Here is a 14626-nt window from a genome sequence, read left to right as displayed (position 1 = left end):
CTTAGGCGGCGGCTTCGTCGCTCTTGCGGCCACGACGGGCCGGCTTGGCCTCGGCGTTGCCTTCGCTGAACTCTTCCTCGCGCACGGTGGCCGAGTTCGGCGCGGCGGCCTTGCCTTCCAGCACAGCGTCGGCGGCGGCGCGGGCGTACAGCTGCACGGCGCGGATGGCGTCGTCGTTGCCCGGGATGGCGTAGTCGACCAGGGCCGGGTCGTAGTTCGAGTCGACCACGGCGACCACCGGGATGCCGAGCTTCTTGGCTTCCTTGATGGCGATGTCCTCATGGCCGATGTCGATGACGAACAGGGCGTCGGGCAGACGGTTCATCTCCTTGATGCCGCCCAGCGAGGCCTGCAGCTTGTCGCGCTCGCGGCGCAGGCCCAGCACTTCGTGCTTGACCAGCTTCTCGAAGGTGCCGTCGGTCTCGGCCGCTTCCAGCTCCTTCAGGCGGGCGACCGACTTCTTCACGGTGGCGAAGTTGGTCAGCGAGCCGCCCAGCCAGCGCTGGGTCATGTACGGCATGCCGCAACGCTCGGCTTCTTCCTTGATGGCTTCGCGGGCCGAACGCTTGGTGCCCACGAACAGGATGGTGCCGCGCTTCTGGGCGATGGCGCTGATGAAGTTCATCGCGTCAACGAACAGCGGCAGGGTCTTTTCCAGGTTGATGATGTGGATCTTGCCGCGGGCACCGAAAATGTACGGGGCCATCTTCGGGTTCCAGTAGCGGGTCTGGTGACCGAAGTGCACGCCGGCTTCCAGCATCTGGCGCATGGTGATCTGGGACATCGTGAAAAACTCCAAGGCAGTGGAACCGGCCGCGCGTTTGGGATGCGGCACTGATGGTTCCGGGGTTGGGCCTCCCTGCGGCGTCCGTGGCCGAACCCTCCTGGAAGGAAGGCACCCCGGCACGGGCTGTGGCAGCAGGTGTGTATTCGCCGGTGACGCCCGGCGTGGGCGGTCTCTACAAGGCCAGGCGGCCTTTCACAGCCGGCGGATTATAGCCGGCGGGTGCAGGTGGGCGCAAATCGCGCCCCAGCGCGGGTCAGGCCAGCAGCGGGGCGGCGGCGATCAGGATGACGAGCAGCAGCAGACGGCGGGAGGAGGACAGGCGCATGGGGGTTCCGGGGGAGGTGGACGGGGCGAGATGCCCGGTCTGCCCGGAGTCATGCAGGCGGCGTGCCAACTCCGGCATGGCGCATGAGGTCGCATCGCAGGGCGTTTTATGAGACCGCGCGCACAAGGAGCGCGCCCTGGCGTCACCTGCGCGGGTCGGTTCTGACCTTGCGCGTCAGTAGGTGATGGTCACGGTGATGGTGTCGCTGTAACTGCCGGCGGCCGCGCTCTGCCCGGACGGCACGCGGCCGTAGACGGTGGTGGTCTGGGGAGTGCCGGCCCCGGTGCCCTGCAGGGTGTCGGTGTTCAGGGTGTTGCCCCAGCGTTGGCTGCGCGCGGGGTCGAGGTAGAGGTCGTAGTTGACGTACTGGCTGGTCGCGCCCTGGCGCATGCGCCGCTGGCCCAGCAGGGCGTTGCTGCCATTGTCCAGGCCCAGCTGCCAGGCCGTGCGTCGCGTGCAGGTCAGGCCGATGGCGGAGGTCTGGTCGACATTGGCGGCGATGAAGCCCGCGACGCTGCCGAAGTCCAGGTCGCTGGCGCTGTAGGCGTAGCACTGTCCCGGCACGTTGGCGGACACGACGAAGGGGAAGGCGTCGTTGGTCGTCGTCGCGCCGGCGACATTGCAGGCGGCCGGGAAGCTCGCCGCGGCGCCCAGCAGCGGCGTGTTGGCCGCATAGGTCAGCACGGTGCTGGCGCCGGCGAAGGTGCTGCCGTAGCTGCCGGCCGCCAGCGCCTGGTTGGCCGGAATCCGGCCATAGATCGTCACGGTCTGCGCCTGCGAGCCGCCGATGATCAACGGAACCGCGTAGTCGAAGTCCAGCACCAGCACGGCGTTGACCGCATTGCCCAGCGCGCCCCAGATCTGGCTGCGGGCCGGGTCCAGATAGAGCTGGTAGTTGAGCGTGTCGCCCGCGGCGCTGCGCATCCGGCGCGGCGAGAGCGAGGTATCGATGCTGCCCGGGCCCAGGCCCACGCACAGCCGCACCTTGGTATTGCTCAGCACGGCCAGCGCGGCGGTGCTGCAGGTCACGGCGAACGAGGTGACGGTATCGGTGGTCTGTGTGGCCGAGACATTGCCGAAGGCCAGCACCGTCGGCGTGGTGGCGGTGCACACCGTCGCCGCGCGTGCGCTCGGCGACCAGGCCCACAGCGCCAGCAGGGCCAGCAGCAGGCAGCACGGCAGGCGTCGGCTCATTGGCGGGTCTCCGGGGCGCAGGTCAATGGCCCGATGCGTGGGATCCGGGCGGAGGCGACCTGGGCGGGATAGTCGAAACTCACCACGCAGGTGCCCGATTCGGTGCCGATCCTCAGACGGTTCCTGAGCTGCAGGTTGTCGAGGTAGGTCTCGCCGTCGTGGCCGACGAAGGCGGCCGGCTCCTTCGCGCCGACCGGCGTCACCGTGCTGCCCACCGCGAGCGGCTGGCCGGCCGGATCGCGCAGGACCAGCGTGGCGGCGCGGACCTGGGTGATGGCGAAGGGCACCTTCAGGCCGGCGCCGGCGCGCGGGGTGACCACGCGTTCCACCTCGTCCACGCGCAGGTCGGCGGGCAGGTCGAGGATGTCGATCGAGACCCGGTTGCGCTGCCAGGGCTGCAGCGGGGTAACCAGCAGCAGGCCGTCGTCGTTGGTCTGGCCGATCAGGCGGTTCTCCAGCCGGACCGGGATGTGCGGTCGTCCGGTGGAGACCACGCCGAAGGCGTTGTCGACCGAACGCGCGGCCAGCACGCCGCCGCCCAGCCAGGCCAGGCTGCCACTGGCGCTGGCATAGCCGTAGGTGGTGCCGCCCTGGCTGGCCGCGCCCAGGCCGTAGCGGCCGACATCGTTCTGCCAGCCCAGTTCGGCCAGACCGCCGGTGCCGTCGGTCCCGCTGCGGGCCTGCACGCGCCAGCCCAGCCCGTTGGGGCCGCCGTCGCCGGGAACGGCCCGGGAGGCCTCGACGACCTGGGTGTTGAGGTTGCCGTTGCGCTGGGTCGAGACCGAGGCCCGGCGCAGCCCGTCCAGCGCCAGCGAGGCCGACAGATAGAGGCTGCGGTCGGAGGCGTCGTCCAGGTTCTGGTTCACCGACAGGTTGGCCGACCAGTCCTCGCCGAAGGTCTGCGACCAGAACAGGCCCGCATAGCGCAGGCTGGGTTCGTCCTCGTTGCGCAGTCGCACGTAGCTGGCGCTGAGCGAACCGAAGCGGGGCAGGGAGACGCCGAAGATCGCGTGGTCGCTGGCGCTGACCGGGATGCTGCCCTGCAGGCTGCCGATATCGCGATAGCGCCCATGCGTGCGCTGGGTGCCGATGGCCAGGTTGAAGGTGCCGTTGTTCCAGGTGTGCTCGATCGCGGTCTGGCCGCCTGCCTCATCGCCGCGGCGGCTGCGCGCGTAGGAGGCCGACAGCACGCCGGCGCCGCCCAGCAGCCACAGTCCGCCCGCGCCGGCGTTGCTGATGTTGCCGCCATGCTCGGCGTGACCCTCGACGGTGAAGCCATCGCTGACGCCGTAGCGGAACGTCCCGGTGCCCACCACGGTGTTGCCATAGCGGAACGAGCGCAGGCCGTAGTCCTCGCGCAGCACGCCCACCCCCACGCCGCCCTCGGACAGGCCCTTGGCCAGCAGCTCCTGGGTGCCGTAGAAGGAGAAATCCAGCGTGCGCACCTGGCCGAAGGCATCGGTGACCACCACCTGCGCGTTGCCGGTGCCGTTGATGCCGGGCAGGGTGGAAAGCTGGAACGGCCCGGCGGCGACCTGGCCGCTGTACTGGCGCAGGCCATCGACATACAGCTCCACCTGCGAGGGCACTGCGGCGTCGCCGAGGAAGGCCGGCAGGGGCGTGGTCACGCGATACGGCTGCAGTCCGTAGTTGCGCCCAAGCTGGACGCCGGCCATGCGGATCGAGCGCGTCCAGTCCAGGGCGTCGCTGTAGAAATCTCCCAGCTGCAGGGTCAGCGCCCGGTCCGGCAGGTCCAGCTGCCAGTGGGTGTCCAGGCGCGTCGGTTCGACCCGCCAGCCGTGGGTGCCCTGGCCCTCGTAGAGGCGCATGACCGAGGTGGTGCTGAGCACACCCTGGCCGATGCCGAAGGCGCGCAGTTCGACGGTGGCGGCCAGATTGGTCTGGTCGGCAGTGCGATTGGCGTAGAGGTCGTAGTTGAGTAGCGCCCCCGGCGAGGAGGTGGCCTGCGGGGCGGGCTCCTGCTCGGGCGCGAGCACGGTGGTGTCCAGCTTCAGCGCGGACAGCGGCGCATCGAAGAACAGGCGCTGGACCTCGGGCTCGTAGCGCACCGCGACCTCGGGCAGCGCATCCAGGGCGAGCACCTCCTCGGGCGCGCGCCCGTCCAGGCGGAAGCCGATCGCGCGCAGGGTCTGCACGGACCCATGCAGGCGCCCGCGGCGCAGCTCGAAGCGCTCGATCTTGCCCGTGTCGGTCTGGTTGAGGCTCACCTGCAGGTACAGCACCTGGTCGTAGCGCGGATCGGCCATCGGCGCGGCGGGCGGCGGCGCCAGGTCGAAGGCCGCGACCGGCGGGGCGATCAGCAGGGCCAGCAGCGCAGCCCGCGCCAGTGCGGCAGACCAGCCTTCAGCGGGAGGGCGGCACGAGCGGCAGTGGACGCTTCTCGGCTTCACCGTTGATCCTGGCTTTGAAATGCGCGCCGACGTAGCGGCCGGCGGCGCCCGGGAGCGTCCAGCGCATCGTCTGACCTGGCAGCACATAGCCCACCAGGCCGGGCAGCAGCACAGTGTCCGGCCCGCTTGCCTGGACCATGCCCAGGTCGGCCAGTTGCGCGTGGCCAGTGCCGGTGTTGCGCACTTCCAGCGCGCTGGCGCCATCGGCGGCGGCCACCACCGTGGCGGCCAAGACCGGCTGCGGCGCCGCATCGCCCGGCTGCACGAACACCGGCACCGAGTAGCGCAGCACCAGCTGCAGCCCCTGTCGCGCATTGCCGTTGGGCAATTCGTCGACGAGGACGCGGTAGCTGGCCTGGGCGGCGACGGGCGAGCGGTCCGGACGGATCAGCCGGACCAGCTGGCGCGCGCCGGGGGCGATGGTCTGCATCGGCGGGCTGGCGATCACCTCCTGGGTGGCATCCAGCGACTCAGTGCCGCCGGACTGGGTCCAGCGGAACACGCGCAGCTGGACGTGGACCGGCTCGGTCCCGGTGTTGCTCAGCCACAGCGCGTCGGCATTGCGTGCCGGGGTGAGGGTGATCGAGGTGGGAGAAACCTGCAGACTCGTGGCAAAGGCCGTGTTGCCCAGCGTGGTGATCAACGCTATCCAGGTCCATCTGATTAGCCCTCTCCTGTGTTTTGCACGCGCATCCTGGGTTTTCCCCATATCGCTCCTTCAGTAGATGATCGTGGCGGTCACGGTGTCCTGATACGAGCCCGGGGCGGGATTGTTGGCCGCCAGGTTGTTGATCCGGCCGTAGACCGGATAGACCTGATTGATGCCCAGGCCCGTGCTGGCCAGCGTGTTGGTGCCGGTGGTGCCGCCCCACACGGTCGTGCGGCTCAGGTCGGCGTAGAGCTGGTAGCCGACATAGTTGTTGGTGGTGACGGTGGCGTCGGTGTGCTTCATCCGGCGCGTGGTCACATCCCCGGCGGTGGCGGCGTTGGCGCCCGCGTTGAGCGCGATGGCGTACGGGGTCAGCGGCGTGCAGCGGACCGTCAGGCTGCCGGCGTTGTCGACGTTGGCGGTCACCGTGGAGGCCTGCGTGCCGAAGTCCACGTCGGTCGCGGCGGCGGCCGTGATGGTGCAGGACTTGGTCACCACCAGCTTGACGTTGAAGGTGGTGGTATCTGCCGCCTGGGCGATGCCGCAAGCGGCCAGCAGGGCAACGGCGAGGGTGTTGGAAAGCAGGTGACGCATGGAGTCTCTCCCGGTCCTTGGGACCACAAGTACCGGCGCCTTGGCCGGCTCGGGTTTAAAGAAAGTGACCTTACGAACAGTGCTGACCTGGGCTGAATACAAAAAAATATTCATGCAAATCTGAGACTTGCGTCCTAGTAGGCGGCGTCTTGTGGTCCGTTACTAACGGGGGCGGGGCCTTCGGTGGCGGCGCGTAACCGTCATCGAGATGCGCGGTCGGAGTCTCCCGGTCGGTGGGTGCGAGGGCCTGGCCCCACTGCGGGCGGGCGCCGTTTCCCGGCCGCGAGACCGGACCTGCCCGTTCAGATGCGGGCGCAATCGGCGATAATGGGCGCATGAGCATCCAACTGAAATCCGCCGCCGACCTGGAGAAGATGCGCGTGGCCGGCCGCCTGGCCGCCGAAGTGCTGCAAGTGGTCGCCCCGCACGTGAAGCCGGGCGTGACCACCGCCGAGCTGGACCGCATCTGCCACGACCACATCGTCCACGTGCAGGGCGCGATCCCGGCCAATGTCGGCTACCGCGGCTTCCCGGCCACGGTGTGCACCTCGGTCAACAACGTGATCTGCCACGGCATCCCGAGCGAGGGAAAGGTCCTCAAGGAAGGCGACATCGTCAATATCGACGTGACCGTCATCAAGGATGGCTGGCACGGCGATACCAGCCGCATGTACTACGTCGGCACCCCGTCGGTGATGGCCAAGCGTCTGGTCGAGACCACCCGCGAGGCGATGTTCCGCGGCATCCGCGCGGTCAAGCCGGGCGCGACGCTGGGCGATGTGGGCCATGCGATCCAGCAGTACGCCGAATCCGAGCGTTTCAGCGTGGTGCGCGAGTACTGCGGTCACGGCATCGGGCAGGTCTACCACGACGAGCCGCAGGTGCTGCATTACGGCCGTCCCGGCGATGGCGTGGTGCTCAAGCCCGGCATGACCTTCACCATCGAGCCGATGATCAACGAGGGCACGCGCTACACCAAGACCCTGCCGGACGGCTGGACCGTGGTGACCAAGGACCGCAAGCTGTCGGCGCAGTGGGAGCACACCGTGGCGGTGACCGAGGACGGCGTGGAGATCCTCACCCGCCTGCCAGGCGACGACAACGACCTGTGACCGCCCCGCCGGTTGCCAGCGGCGCGGCGCGCGCGCCGGCGCAGGCCGATCCGGCCACCGATGGCGTCTGGTCGCAACAGGCCCGCGCCGCGCTGGCGGCCACCGACGAGAAGCTGGCGCGCCGCTACGAGGATCTTGACCGCATCGACCACGTGCTGGCGCTGCGCGCGCGCGCGGTCGACCACCTGCTGCGCGAGGCCTGGCGGCGCTGCCTGCCGGCCGAGAGCGGGCTGTCGCTGTTCGCGGTCGGCGGCTACGGGCGCGGCGAACTGTTTCCGCAGTCGGACGTGGACGTGCTGGTGCTGGGCGAACCCGAGGCCCAGCAGCTGCACCACGACGCGCTCGCCCGCTGCCTGGCGCTGGTCTGGGACACCGGCCTGAAGCTCAGCCACGCGGTGCGCTCGCCGGCGCAGTGCAGCGAGGCGGCGCAGGATCAGACCGTGGCCACCGCGCTGCTCGAGGCGCGCCCGCTGATCGCCGACGAGGCCGCGCGCAAGGCCCTGGCCGAGGCCGTGTCGCCCCGGCAGGTGTGGCCGCCGCGCGAGTTCTTCCAGGTCAAGCGTCAGGAGATGGCCCAGCGCCACGCGCGCTTCGGCGACACCTCGGACAATCTGGAGCCGGATATCAAGGACGGCCCGGGCGGCCTGCGCGACCTGCACACGCTGGGCTGGATGGCGCTGCGCACCTTCGGCGTGCGCGACCTGGAGTCGCTGGTGGGCATGGATCAGCTGGGCCCGGACGAGGCCGCCGCGCTGGCGCGCGAGCGCCGCGTCCTGGGCCGGCTGCGCTACGGGCTGCACCTGGTCGCCGGCCGGCCGGAGGAGCGCCTGCGCTTCGATTACCAGAAGGCGCTGGCCACGCGCCTGGGCTACCGGGACGCGCCCGGCAGCCTGGGCGTGGAGCAGATGATGCAGGCCTTCTACCGCAGCGCGGCGATCGTGCGCCGCATCGGCGATCGCCTGCTGCAGCGCTTCGAGGAGCAGTTCGAAGGCGAGGGCACGCCGCAGGCGCTGGATGCGGACTTCGAGCTGCGTCGCAACTACCTGGCCGCGCGCGATCCGCACTGGCCGGCCGACGTCGGCGCGGTGTTCGCGCTGTTCGCCACCTGGGCCGCGCAGGCCGAGGTCCGCGGCCTGCATTCGCAGACCGCGCGCGCGCTGGCCGAGGCGCTGCCGACGCTGCCGGCGTATGCACGCGCCAGCGCCGAGCAGCGGGCGCAGTTCATGGCGCTGCTGCGCGGCCCGCGCGCGGTCGACACGCTGGCGCGCATGGCCCGCCTGGGCGTGCTGGGGCAGTGGCTGCCGGCCTTCGCCCAGGTGTCCGGGCGCATGCAGTTTGACCTGTTCCACGTGTACACGGTCGATCAGCACACGCTGATGGTGTTGCGCAATCTGGCGGCGTTCGCCAACGGCCGCGCCGACGAGCGCTTCTCCATCGCCCACGAAGTCTGGCCGCGCCTGCGCAAGCCCGAGCTGCTGCTGCTGGCCGGGCTGTTCCATGACATCGGCAAGGGCCGCGGCGGCGATCATTCCGAGCTGGGCTCGGCCGATGCGCGCGACTTCTGCGCGGCGCACGGGCTCAGCGAGGCCGACACCGACCTGGTGGCCTGGCTGGTCGAGCAGCACCTGCGCATGTCGGTGACCGCGCAGAAGCAGGACATCGCCGATCCGGAGGTGATCCACCGCTTCGCCACATTGGTCGGCGACCGCGAGCATCTGGACTATCTCTACCTGCTGACCTGCGCCGACATCGCCGGCACCAGCCCCAAGCTGTGGAACGCGTGGAAGGACCGGCTGCTGGCCGACCTGTACTTCGCCACGCGTCGTGTGCTGCGCGAGGGCCTGGAGCAGCCGATGGCCGCCGGCCAGCGCGTGGAGGAAGGCCGCGAGGCGACCCGTGCGCTGCTGCTGGCGCAGGGCTTCGACGCCGACACCATCGCGCGCCAGTTCGCCGAGATGCCCGATGAGAGCTTCCTGCGCTTCCGCCCCGAACAGCTGGCCTGGCAGGCGGCGGCGCTGGTGGACGTGCGCCACGGCCAGACGCTGGTGCAGGTGCGCCTGATCGACGACAACACCCGGGCGATGGAGGTGTTCGTGCACTCGCCCGACCGCGACGGCCTGTTCGCCGCGATCCTGGCCACGCTGGACAAGCAGGGCTTCGCCATCCACCAGGCGCGCGTGCTGGTGGGGCCGCACGGGACGGTGTTCGACTCCTTCGAGGTGCTGCCGGCCGACACCTATGCCAGCGACGATCCCGGGCACCTGGCCGATGCGCTGCGTCGCGCGCTGGCCGGCGCGCTGGACCAGGTGCGCGTGGCCCAGCGCACCGTGCCGCGCCAGCTGCGGCATTTCCGCTTCCCGCCGCGCTTCGAGTTCGGCAGCACGCTCGATGGCCGCTACACGGTGCTGGACCTGGTCGCGCCCGACCGGCCGGGCCTGCTGGCCCAGGTCGCGCAGGTGCTGCGCCGCCAGCATCTGCGCGTGCACGATGCGCGCATCGCCACCTTCGGCGAGCGCGCCGAAGACCTGTTCCACCTCAGCGACGAAGGCGACCAGCCGCTGACCGACGCCGAGCGCGAATCCCTGCGCCAGGCCTTGGCCAGCTGCCTGGAAGCGGCCGCCTGATCTCCCTCACCCTCTGCCTGCAGGAACCCCACGCCCCATGTCCGCCGTCGATCTCGAAACCCTCAAGTCCACCCTGGAAGACGCCTTCGCGCGCCGCGCCGAACTCACCGCCGACGAGATCCAGGCGCAGGTGCGCCCGGCCGTGTACGCGGCCATCGACGGGCTGGAATCCGGTGCGCTGCGCGTGGCCGAGCCGCTGGCCGAGGGCGGCTGGCAGGTCAACGAGTGGCTGAAGAAGGCGGTGCTGCTGTACTTCCGCGTCAACGACATGCGCGTGATCGAGGCCGAGCCGGCGCCGTTCTGGGACAAGGTCGAGGCGCGCTTCGCCGGCTACGACGCGGCGCAGTTCAAGGCCGGCGGCGTGCGCGTGGTGCCCGGCGCGGTGGCGCGGCGCGGCACCTACTTCGGCAAGGACGTGGTGCTGATGCCCAGCTTCACCAACATCGGCGCCTACGTGGGCGAGGGCACGATGGTCGACACCTGGGCCACGGTGGGCTCGTGCGCGCAGATCGGCAAGCACTGCCATCTGTCCGGCGGCGCCGGCATCGGCGGCGTGCTCGAACCGCTGCAGGCCTCGCCCACCATCATCGAGGACCACTGCTTCATCGGCGCCCGCGCCGAGGTGGTCGAAGGCGTGGTGGTCGGCCACCACAGCGTGATCGGCATGGGCGTGTTTCTCAGCCAGTCCACGCGTATCTACAACCGCGCCACCGGCGAGGTGAGCTACGGCTACGTGCCGCCGGGCAGCGTGGTCGTGTCCGGCTCCCTGCCGGCCAAGGACGGCACGCATTCGCTGTACGCCGCGGTGATCGTCAAGCAGGTCGACGAGAAGACCCGCGCCAAGACCAGCGTCAACGACCTGCTGCGCGGATTGGCGGACTGAGCGCCGCGGTGCCGGACCTCGCGCAGGCCGCGGCATACCGGCATCCGTCCGCCGCCTGCTACGGGCGCGCGCTGCCGCGTCTGCTGCACGCCCCCGGCTGGACCCGATGGCGGCGCGCGCTGACGCGCCGCTGGCCGCTGCCGACGCTGGTCAGCGATGTGCGCGAGGTGATCTATCTGAGCTGGTGGGTCGACGTGCGCGCCGCGCCGCCGGCGCCGCCCGGGCACACCTATGTCGTCCATCAGGGGCGCACGCCGTACACCATCCTCAGCTATCGCCACGGCCATTTCGGTCCCGCACTGGCCGGGCCGCTGCGCACGCTGCTGCCCTCGCCGCTGCAGAGCAACTGGCGCTGGTACCTGCGCCGCGAAGACGACCCGGCCGCGACGCCGGTGGTGCTGTTCGATCGCAACACGATGGACCAGGTCGCCTACGTCGCCGGCGCGCGCGCCTGGAGCGATGCCATGCAGCCGCACCTGGCCGCCCGCTTCGTCCATGCGCTGCGAGGCGATGGCGGCGGCAGCACGCGGATCGATCCAGGGCAGGGCAGTGCGCCGGCGCTGCGGATGCAGTGGCAGCCCGCCGATCACTGGGACGATGCCCAGTGGCAGCCGGCGCTCGGCACGCGCGAGACGCTGCTGCGGTTTCTCACCTGCCAGGACGAGGCGATCGCTCGCACCTGCGACGGGCGCTGGGCCAGCACCCGCATCGCGCTGCCGGTGGATCTGGGCACGCTGCAACCGCTGCGGCTGACCGGCACGCTGGCGTGTCCGCGGCTGCAGGACATGGGCGTCAGGCTGGAGAAGGGGCTGGCGTTCCGGTTGCCGCGTGTGGCGTTCCGGGTGGTGTCCGAACGGCTGCTGTGAGCCCGCGGGTCTGTACTGCCTTGATGCAAGGCTGCTGAACAACGACTCCATGCCTGTCTAGCCTGCGGTTCGCGTTTGACTTTGGTCTTGTTTTGGATCGATCCAGTGCCGCCTAGACTCGGTGCTGGGCTATTGCGGCGGGAGCGGAGCATGCGGGATCGGGGCTGGAAGGTGGCGGCGCTGGGGTTGGTGATGGTCGCGGGCATGTCTGGCGCCTGGGCCGCGGAGCCGGCCGCCAAGGCGCGTGCCGGCAATCCCATCTTCCCGGGTTGGTACGCGGACCCCGAGGCGGCGGTCTTCGACAAGACCTACTGGATCTACCCGACCAGTTCGCTGCCGTACGCGCAGCAGACTGACTTCGATGCGTTCTCCTCGCCGGACCTGGTGACCTGGACCCGGCATCCGGGTGTGCTGAAGATCGATGCGGTGTCCTGGGCGCGCGAGGCGATGTGGGCGCCGGCCGTGGTGGAGAACCGCGGGCGCTACTACTTCTTCTTCGCCGCCAACGACATCAAGAGCGATGCCGAAGTCGGCGGCATCGGCGTGGCCGTGGCCGACGCGCCCGCGGGCCCGTACCGCGACCTGATCGGCAAGCCGCTCATCGGGCAGTTCCACAACGGCGCCCAGCCGATCGACCAGTTCGTGTTCAAGGACGACGACGGCACCTGGTACATGATCTACGGCGGCTGGAAGCACGCCAACATCGTCCGCCTGAAGGACGACTTCACCGGCGTGCGGCCGATGGACGACGGCACGGTGTTCAAGGAGATCACCCCGGCGCCGGAGTACGTCGAAGGTCCGCTGATGTTCAAGCGCGGCGGCAAGTACTACTTCCTGTGGTCCGAGGGCGGCTGGACCGGGCCGGACTACGCGGTGGCCTATGCCATCGGCGACTCGCCGCTGGGGCCGTTCAAGCGCATCGGCAAGATCCTGCAGCAGGATCCGAAGATCGGCACGGGCGCGGGCCACAATTCCATTTTCCGCGGCCAGGACGACACTTGGTACATCGTCTACCATCGTCACCCGCTGGGCGACCACGATGGCAATCATCGTCAGGTCGCCATCGACCGCATGGTCTTCGATGCCCAGGGCCACATCCTGCCGGTGAAGATGACCAACGAGGGCGTCGCGCCGCACCCGTTGCGCTGACGCGGCGTCCTCGCAAGCCCCAAGGACTTGTGAGACACGCCTGCATGACCACGACGCTCTACGGACTGAAGAACTGCGACACCTGCAAGAAGGCCAGCAAGTGGCTGGATCGCTTCGGGGTGGCCTACACCTTCGTCGACTATCGCGAGCACAAGCCTTCGCCCGAGACGCTGGTGGAATGGGCGGGCAAGGCCGGTGGCTTCGACGCGCTGGTCAACAAGTCCTCGACCACCTGGCGGCAGCTGCCCGAGAACCGCAAGTCGCCCGGCAGCGAGGCCGAATGGAAGCTGCTGCTGCGCGAGCATCCGCAGCTGATCCGGCGGCCGGTGGTGATCACCCACGATGGCACGCTGAGTCAGGGCTTCTCCGACAACGGCTTCAAGGCACGCTTCGGGATCGCGTAGAGCGGAGCTTGCTCCGCTAGGGCTTTCCCGCTGATCTGGCCGCTGGAACTCTTGCGGGGATCCTGACCGAAGAGCAGCGGAGCAAGCTCCGCTCTACGGGGGCGGGGGTCGTCGTATCCTTGTCGCCCGCTCAGCCGATCCGCTTTTCCATGAATGATGTCCTAGCGCTGACCTGCGAACTGGTCTCGCGCGCCTCGGTTACGCCCGAGGATGCCGGTTGCCAGGCCTTGATCGCCGCGCGCCTGCAGGCGGCGGGATTCACCTGCGAACATCTGCGCCTGGGCCAGGTCGACAACCTGTGGGCCACCCACGGCAGCGGCGCGCCGGTGCTGGTGCTGCTGGGCCATACCGACGTGGTGCCGCCGGGCCCGCTGGAGGCGTGGACCAGCGATCCCTTCGCCCCGCAGGTGCGCGAAGGCAATCTTTACGGTCGGGGCACCGCCGACATGAAGGGCAGCGTGGCCGCGTTCGTGGTCGCCGCCGAGCAGTACGTGGCCGCGCACCCCGACCATGTCGGCACCCTGGCCGTGCTGGTGACCAGCGACGAGGAGGGCGATGCCATCGATGGCGTGCGCCATGTCGCCAGGCTGTTCGCCGAGCGTGGCCAGCGCATCGACTGGTGCATCACCGGCGAGCCGTCCTCGACCGAGATCCTGGGCGATCTGCTGCGCGTGGGCCGTCGCGGCAGCCTGACCGGCACGCTGGTGGTCAAGGGCGTGCAGGGCCATGTGGCCTATCCGCACAAGGCGCGCAACCCGATCCACCAGGCCGCAGCGGCGCTGGCCGAGCTGACCGCGCGGCACTGGGACGATGGCTACGAGAGCTTCCCGCCGACCAGCCTGCAGGTCTCCAACCTGCATGCCGGCACCGGCGCCAGCAACGTGATCCCGGGCGAGCTGCGCATGCAGTTCAACCTGCGCTACACCCCGCACTGGGATGCGCCCAGGCTGGAGGCCGAGATCACCGCGCTGCTCGACCGTCACGGCCTGGAATACACGCTGGGCTGGCATCGCAGCGGCGAGCCGTTCTACACGCCGGAGGGCCGCCTGCGGCGGGTCGCGCGCGAGGTTCTGGGCGAATTCGCCGGCGCGCCGCCGGAGGAAAGCACGGGCGGCGGTACCTCGGATGCGCGCTTCATCGCACCGCTGGGCGCGCAGTGCATCGAGGTCGGCCCGGTCAACGCCACCATCCATCAGGTCGACGAGCACGTGCGCGTGGCCGATCTGGAGCGGCTGCCGGCCCTGTACCTGGCCCTGGTCGAGCGACTGCTGGTGGCGCAGGACTAGCCGGCCATGCCGCCCCGGGCGGTGTGGGCGACGCGTCGGCCGCGCGCCGTCGGCGCCTGTCGGCGGGTGGTTTCGTTGCCGCTGAAAGGGTTGCGCCGCGCGCGGAAGCCGGGTTAACGTCGCCCCATGCCGTCCGTCCTGGCCAACGTCGCGAACAACAACAACCGCAATCTGCGCGCGAATAATCGTGCGCGACCGATGCGGGTCTGCGACTAGGCAAAGCAACAACGACGAACGCCTGAGGAACCAGAAAACCCGCATCGGCCGATGCGGGTTTTTTTATACATGTGCAGGTCCCTCTGCGAAAGGCCTGGCCATCCGTGGCCGGGGATCCAAATAGAA

13 protein-coding genes are annotated in these 14626 nt (G+C 69.8%); 7 read left to right on the top strand and 6 right to left on the bottom strand.

The window, feature by feature from the left end:
- Window position 1: 1 nt before the first annotated feature.
- The 6 genes from rpsB to WFQ05_RS10305 form a co-directional block, all read right to left on the bottom strand.
- Window positions 2–784, bottom strand: a complete 783-nt coding sequence (gene rpsB / locus WFQ05_RS10330) for a 30S ribosomal protein S2 (RefSeq protein ID WP_130521317.1) — start codon at window positions 782–784, stop codon at window positions 2–4.
- Window positions 785–1040: 256 nt separating this feature from the next.
- Window positions 1041–1190: a hypothetical protein gene (locus WFQ05_RS10325; protein ID WP_337053729.1), complete on the bottom strand. Its 150-nt coding sequence runs from the start codon at window positions 1188–1190 to the stop codon at window positions 1041–1043.
- A 96-nt stretch (window positions 1191–1286) separates the two neighbouring features.
- On the bottom strand, window positions 1287–2306 hold the full coding sequence (locus WFQ05_RS10320) for a spore coat U domain-containing protein (RefSeq protein WP_337053728.1): 1020 nt from the start codon (window positions 2304–2306) through the stop codon (window positions 1287–1289).
- The gene (locus WFQ05_RS10315; protein WP_337053727.1) at window positions 2303–4717 is read right to left on the bottom strand and encodes a fimbria/pilus outer membrane usher protein; all 2415 of its coding nucleotides are present in this window, start codon (window positions 4715–4717) and stop codon (window positions 2303–2305) included. Before WFQ05_RS10315 ends, WFQ05_RS10320 begins: the two co-directional genes overlap by 4 nt.
- Window positions 4671–5360: a molecular chaperone gene (locus tag WFQ05_RS10310; RefSeq protein ID WP_286574836.1), complete on the bottom strand. Its 690-nt coding sequence runs from the start codon at window positions 5358–5360 to the stop codon at window positions 4671–4673. The genes WFQ05_RS10315 and WFQ05_RS10310 overlap by 47 nt, the downstream gene beginning before the upstream one ends.
- A 75-nt stretch (window positions 5361–5435) precedes the next feature.
- On the bottom strand, window positions 5436–5960 hold the full coding sequence (locus tag WFQ05_RS10305; protein WP_337053725.1) for a spore coat U domain-containing protein: 525 nt from the start codon (window positions 5958–5960) through the stop codon (window positions 5436–5438).
- Between the two features lie 335 nt (window positions 5961–6295).
- On the opposite strand from WFQ05_RS10305, the gene map reads away from it, so the two are divergent.
- The 7 genes from map to dapE all read left to right on the top strand — a co-directional run bounded on the left by map (window position 6296) and on the right by dapE (window position 14284).
- The gene (gene map / locus WFQ05_RS10300; protein ID WP_130521328.1) at window positions 6296–7072 is read left to right on the top strand and encodes a type I methionyl aminopeptidase; all 777 of its coding nucleotides are present in this window, start codon (window positions 6296–6298) and stop codon (window positions 7070–7072) included.
- A complete protein-coding gene (gene glnD / locus WFQ05_RS10295; protein ID WP_337053724.1) occupies window positions 7069–9696 on the top strand; it encodes a [protein-PII] uridylyltransferase in 2628 nt (875 codons plus the stop codon). The genes map and glnD overlap by 4 nt, the downstream gene beginning before the upstream one ends.
- Before the next feature lie 37 nt (window positions 9697–9733).
- Window positions 9734–10579, top strand: a complete 846-nt coding sequence (gene dapD, locus WFQ05_RS10290; RefSeq protein ID WP_130522896.1) for a 2,3,4,5-tetrahydropyridine-2,6-dicarboxylate N-succinyltransferase — start codon at window positions 9734–9736, stop codon at window positions 10577–10579.
- Complete coding sequence (locus WFQ05_RS10285) at window positions 10576–11445, top strand: hypothetical protein (protein ID WP_337053789.1); 870 nt, start codon at window positions 10576–10578, stop codon at window positions 11443–11445. The genes dapD and WFQ05_RS10285 overlap by 4 nt, the downstream gene beginning before the upstream one ends.
- Window positions 11446–11595: 150 nt before the next feature.
- Window positions 11596–12594: a glycoside hydrolase family 43 protein gene (locus WFQ05_RS10280; protein ID WP_337053722.1), complete on the top strand. Its 999-nt coding sequence runs from the start codon at window positions 11596–11598 to the stop codon at window positions 12592–12594.
- Window positions 12595–12638: 44 nt separating this feature from the next.
- Window positions 12639–12998 carry an arsenate reductase gene (locus WFQ05_RS10275; protein ID WP_337053721.1) on the top strand — a complete coding sequence of 120 codons (360 nt, stop codon included), beginning with the start codon at window positions 12639–12641 and terminating at the stop codon, window positions 12996–12998.
- Window positions 12999–13147: 149 nt separating this feature from the next.
- Window positions 13148–14284, top strand: a complete 1137-nt coding sequence (gene dapE, locus WFQ05_RS10270; protein ID WP_337053720.1) for a succinyl-diaminopimelate desuccinylase — start codon at window positions 13148–13150, stop codon at window positions 14282–14284.
- Window positions 14285–14626: the final 342 nt, after the last annotated feature.

Origin of the sequence: Pseudoxanthomonas sp. USHLN014 (assembly GCF_037153335.1) — a bacterium.
Taxonomy (GTDB): Bacteria; Pseudomonadota; Gammaproteobacteria; order Xanthomonadales; family Xanthomonadaceae; genus Pseudoxanthomonas_A; species Pseudoxanthomonas_A winnipegensis.
Note: the sequence above shows the minus strand (reverse complement) of the source record. Positions and strands in the feature narration are given on the sequence as shown.

What these genes read in the sequence shown, in the direction of transcription:
- rpsB (WP_130521317.1), bottom strand. Translation starts at nt 784, where the DNA reads ATGTCCCAGATCACCATGCGCCAGATGCTGGAAGCCGGCGTGCACTTC.
- WFQ05_RS10325 (WP_337053729.1), bottom strand. Translation starts at nt 1,190, where the DNA reads ATGCCGGAGTTGGCACGCCGCCTGCATGACTCCGGGCAGACCGGGCAT.
- WFQ05_RS10320 (WP_337053728.1), bottom strand. Translation starts at nt 2,306, where the DNA reads ATGAGCCGACGCCTGCCGTGCTGCCTGCTGCTGGCCCTGCTGGCGCTG.
- WFQ05_RS10305 (WP_337053725.1), bottom strand. Translation starts at nt 5,960, where the DNA reads ATGCGTCACCTGCTTTCCAACACCCTCGCCGTTGCCCTGCTGGCCGCT.
- map (WP_130521328.1), top strand. Translation starts at nt 6,296, where the DNA reads ATGAGCATCCAACTGAAATCCGCCGCCGACCTGGAGAAGATGCGCGTG.
- dapD (WP_130522896.1), top strand. Translation starts at nt 9,734, where the DNA reads ATGTCCGCCGTCGATCTCGAAACCCTCAAGTCCACCCTGGAAGACGCC.
- WFQ05_RS10280 (WP_337053722.1), top strand. Translation starts at nt 11,596, where the DNA reads ATGCGGGATCGGGGCTGGAAGGTGGCGGCGCTGGGGTTGGTGATGGTC.
- WFQ05_RS10275 (WP_337053721.1), top strand. Translation starts at nt 12,639, where the DNA reads ATGACCACGACGCTCTACGGACTGAAGAACTGCGACACCTGCAAGAAG.
- dapE (WP_337053720.1), top strand. Translation starts at nt 13,148, where the DNA reads ATGAATGATGTCCTAGCGCTGACCTGCGAACTGGTCTCGCGCGCCTCG.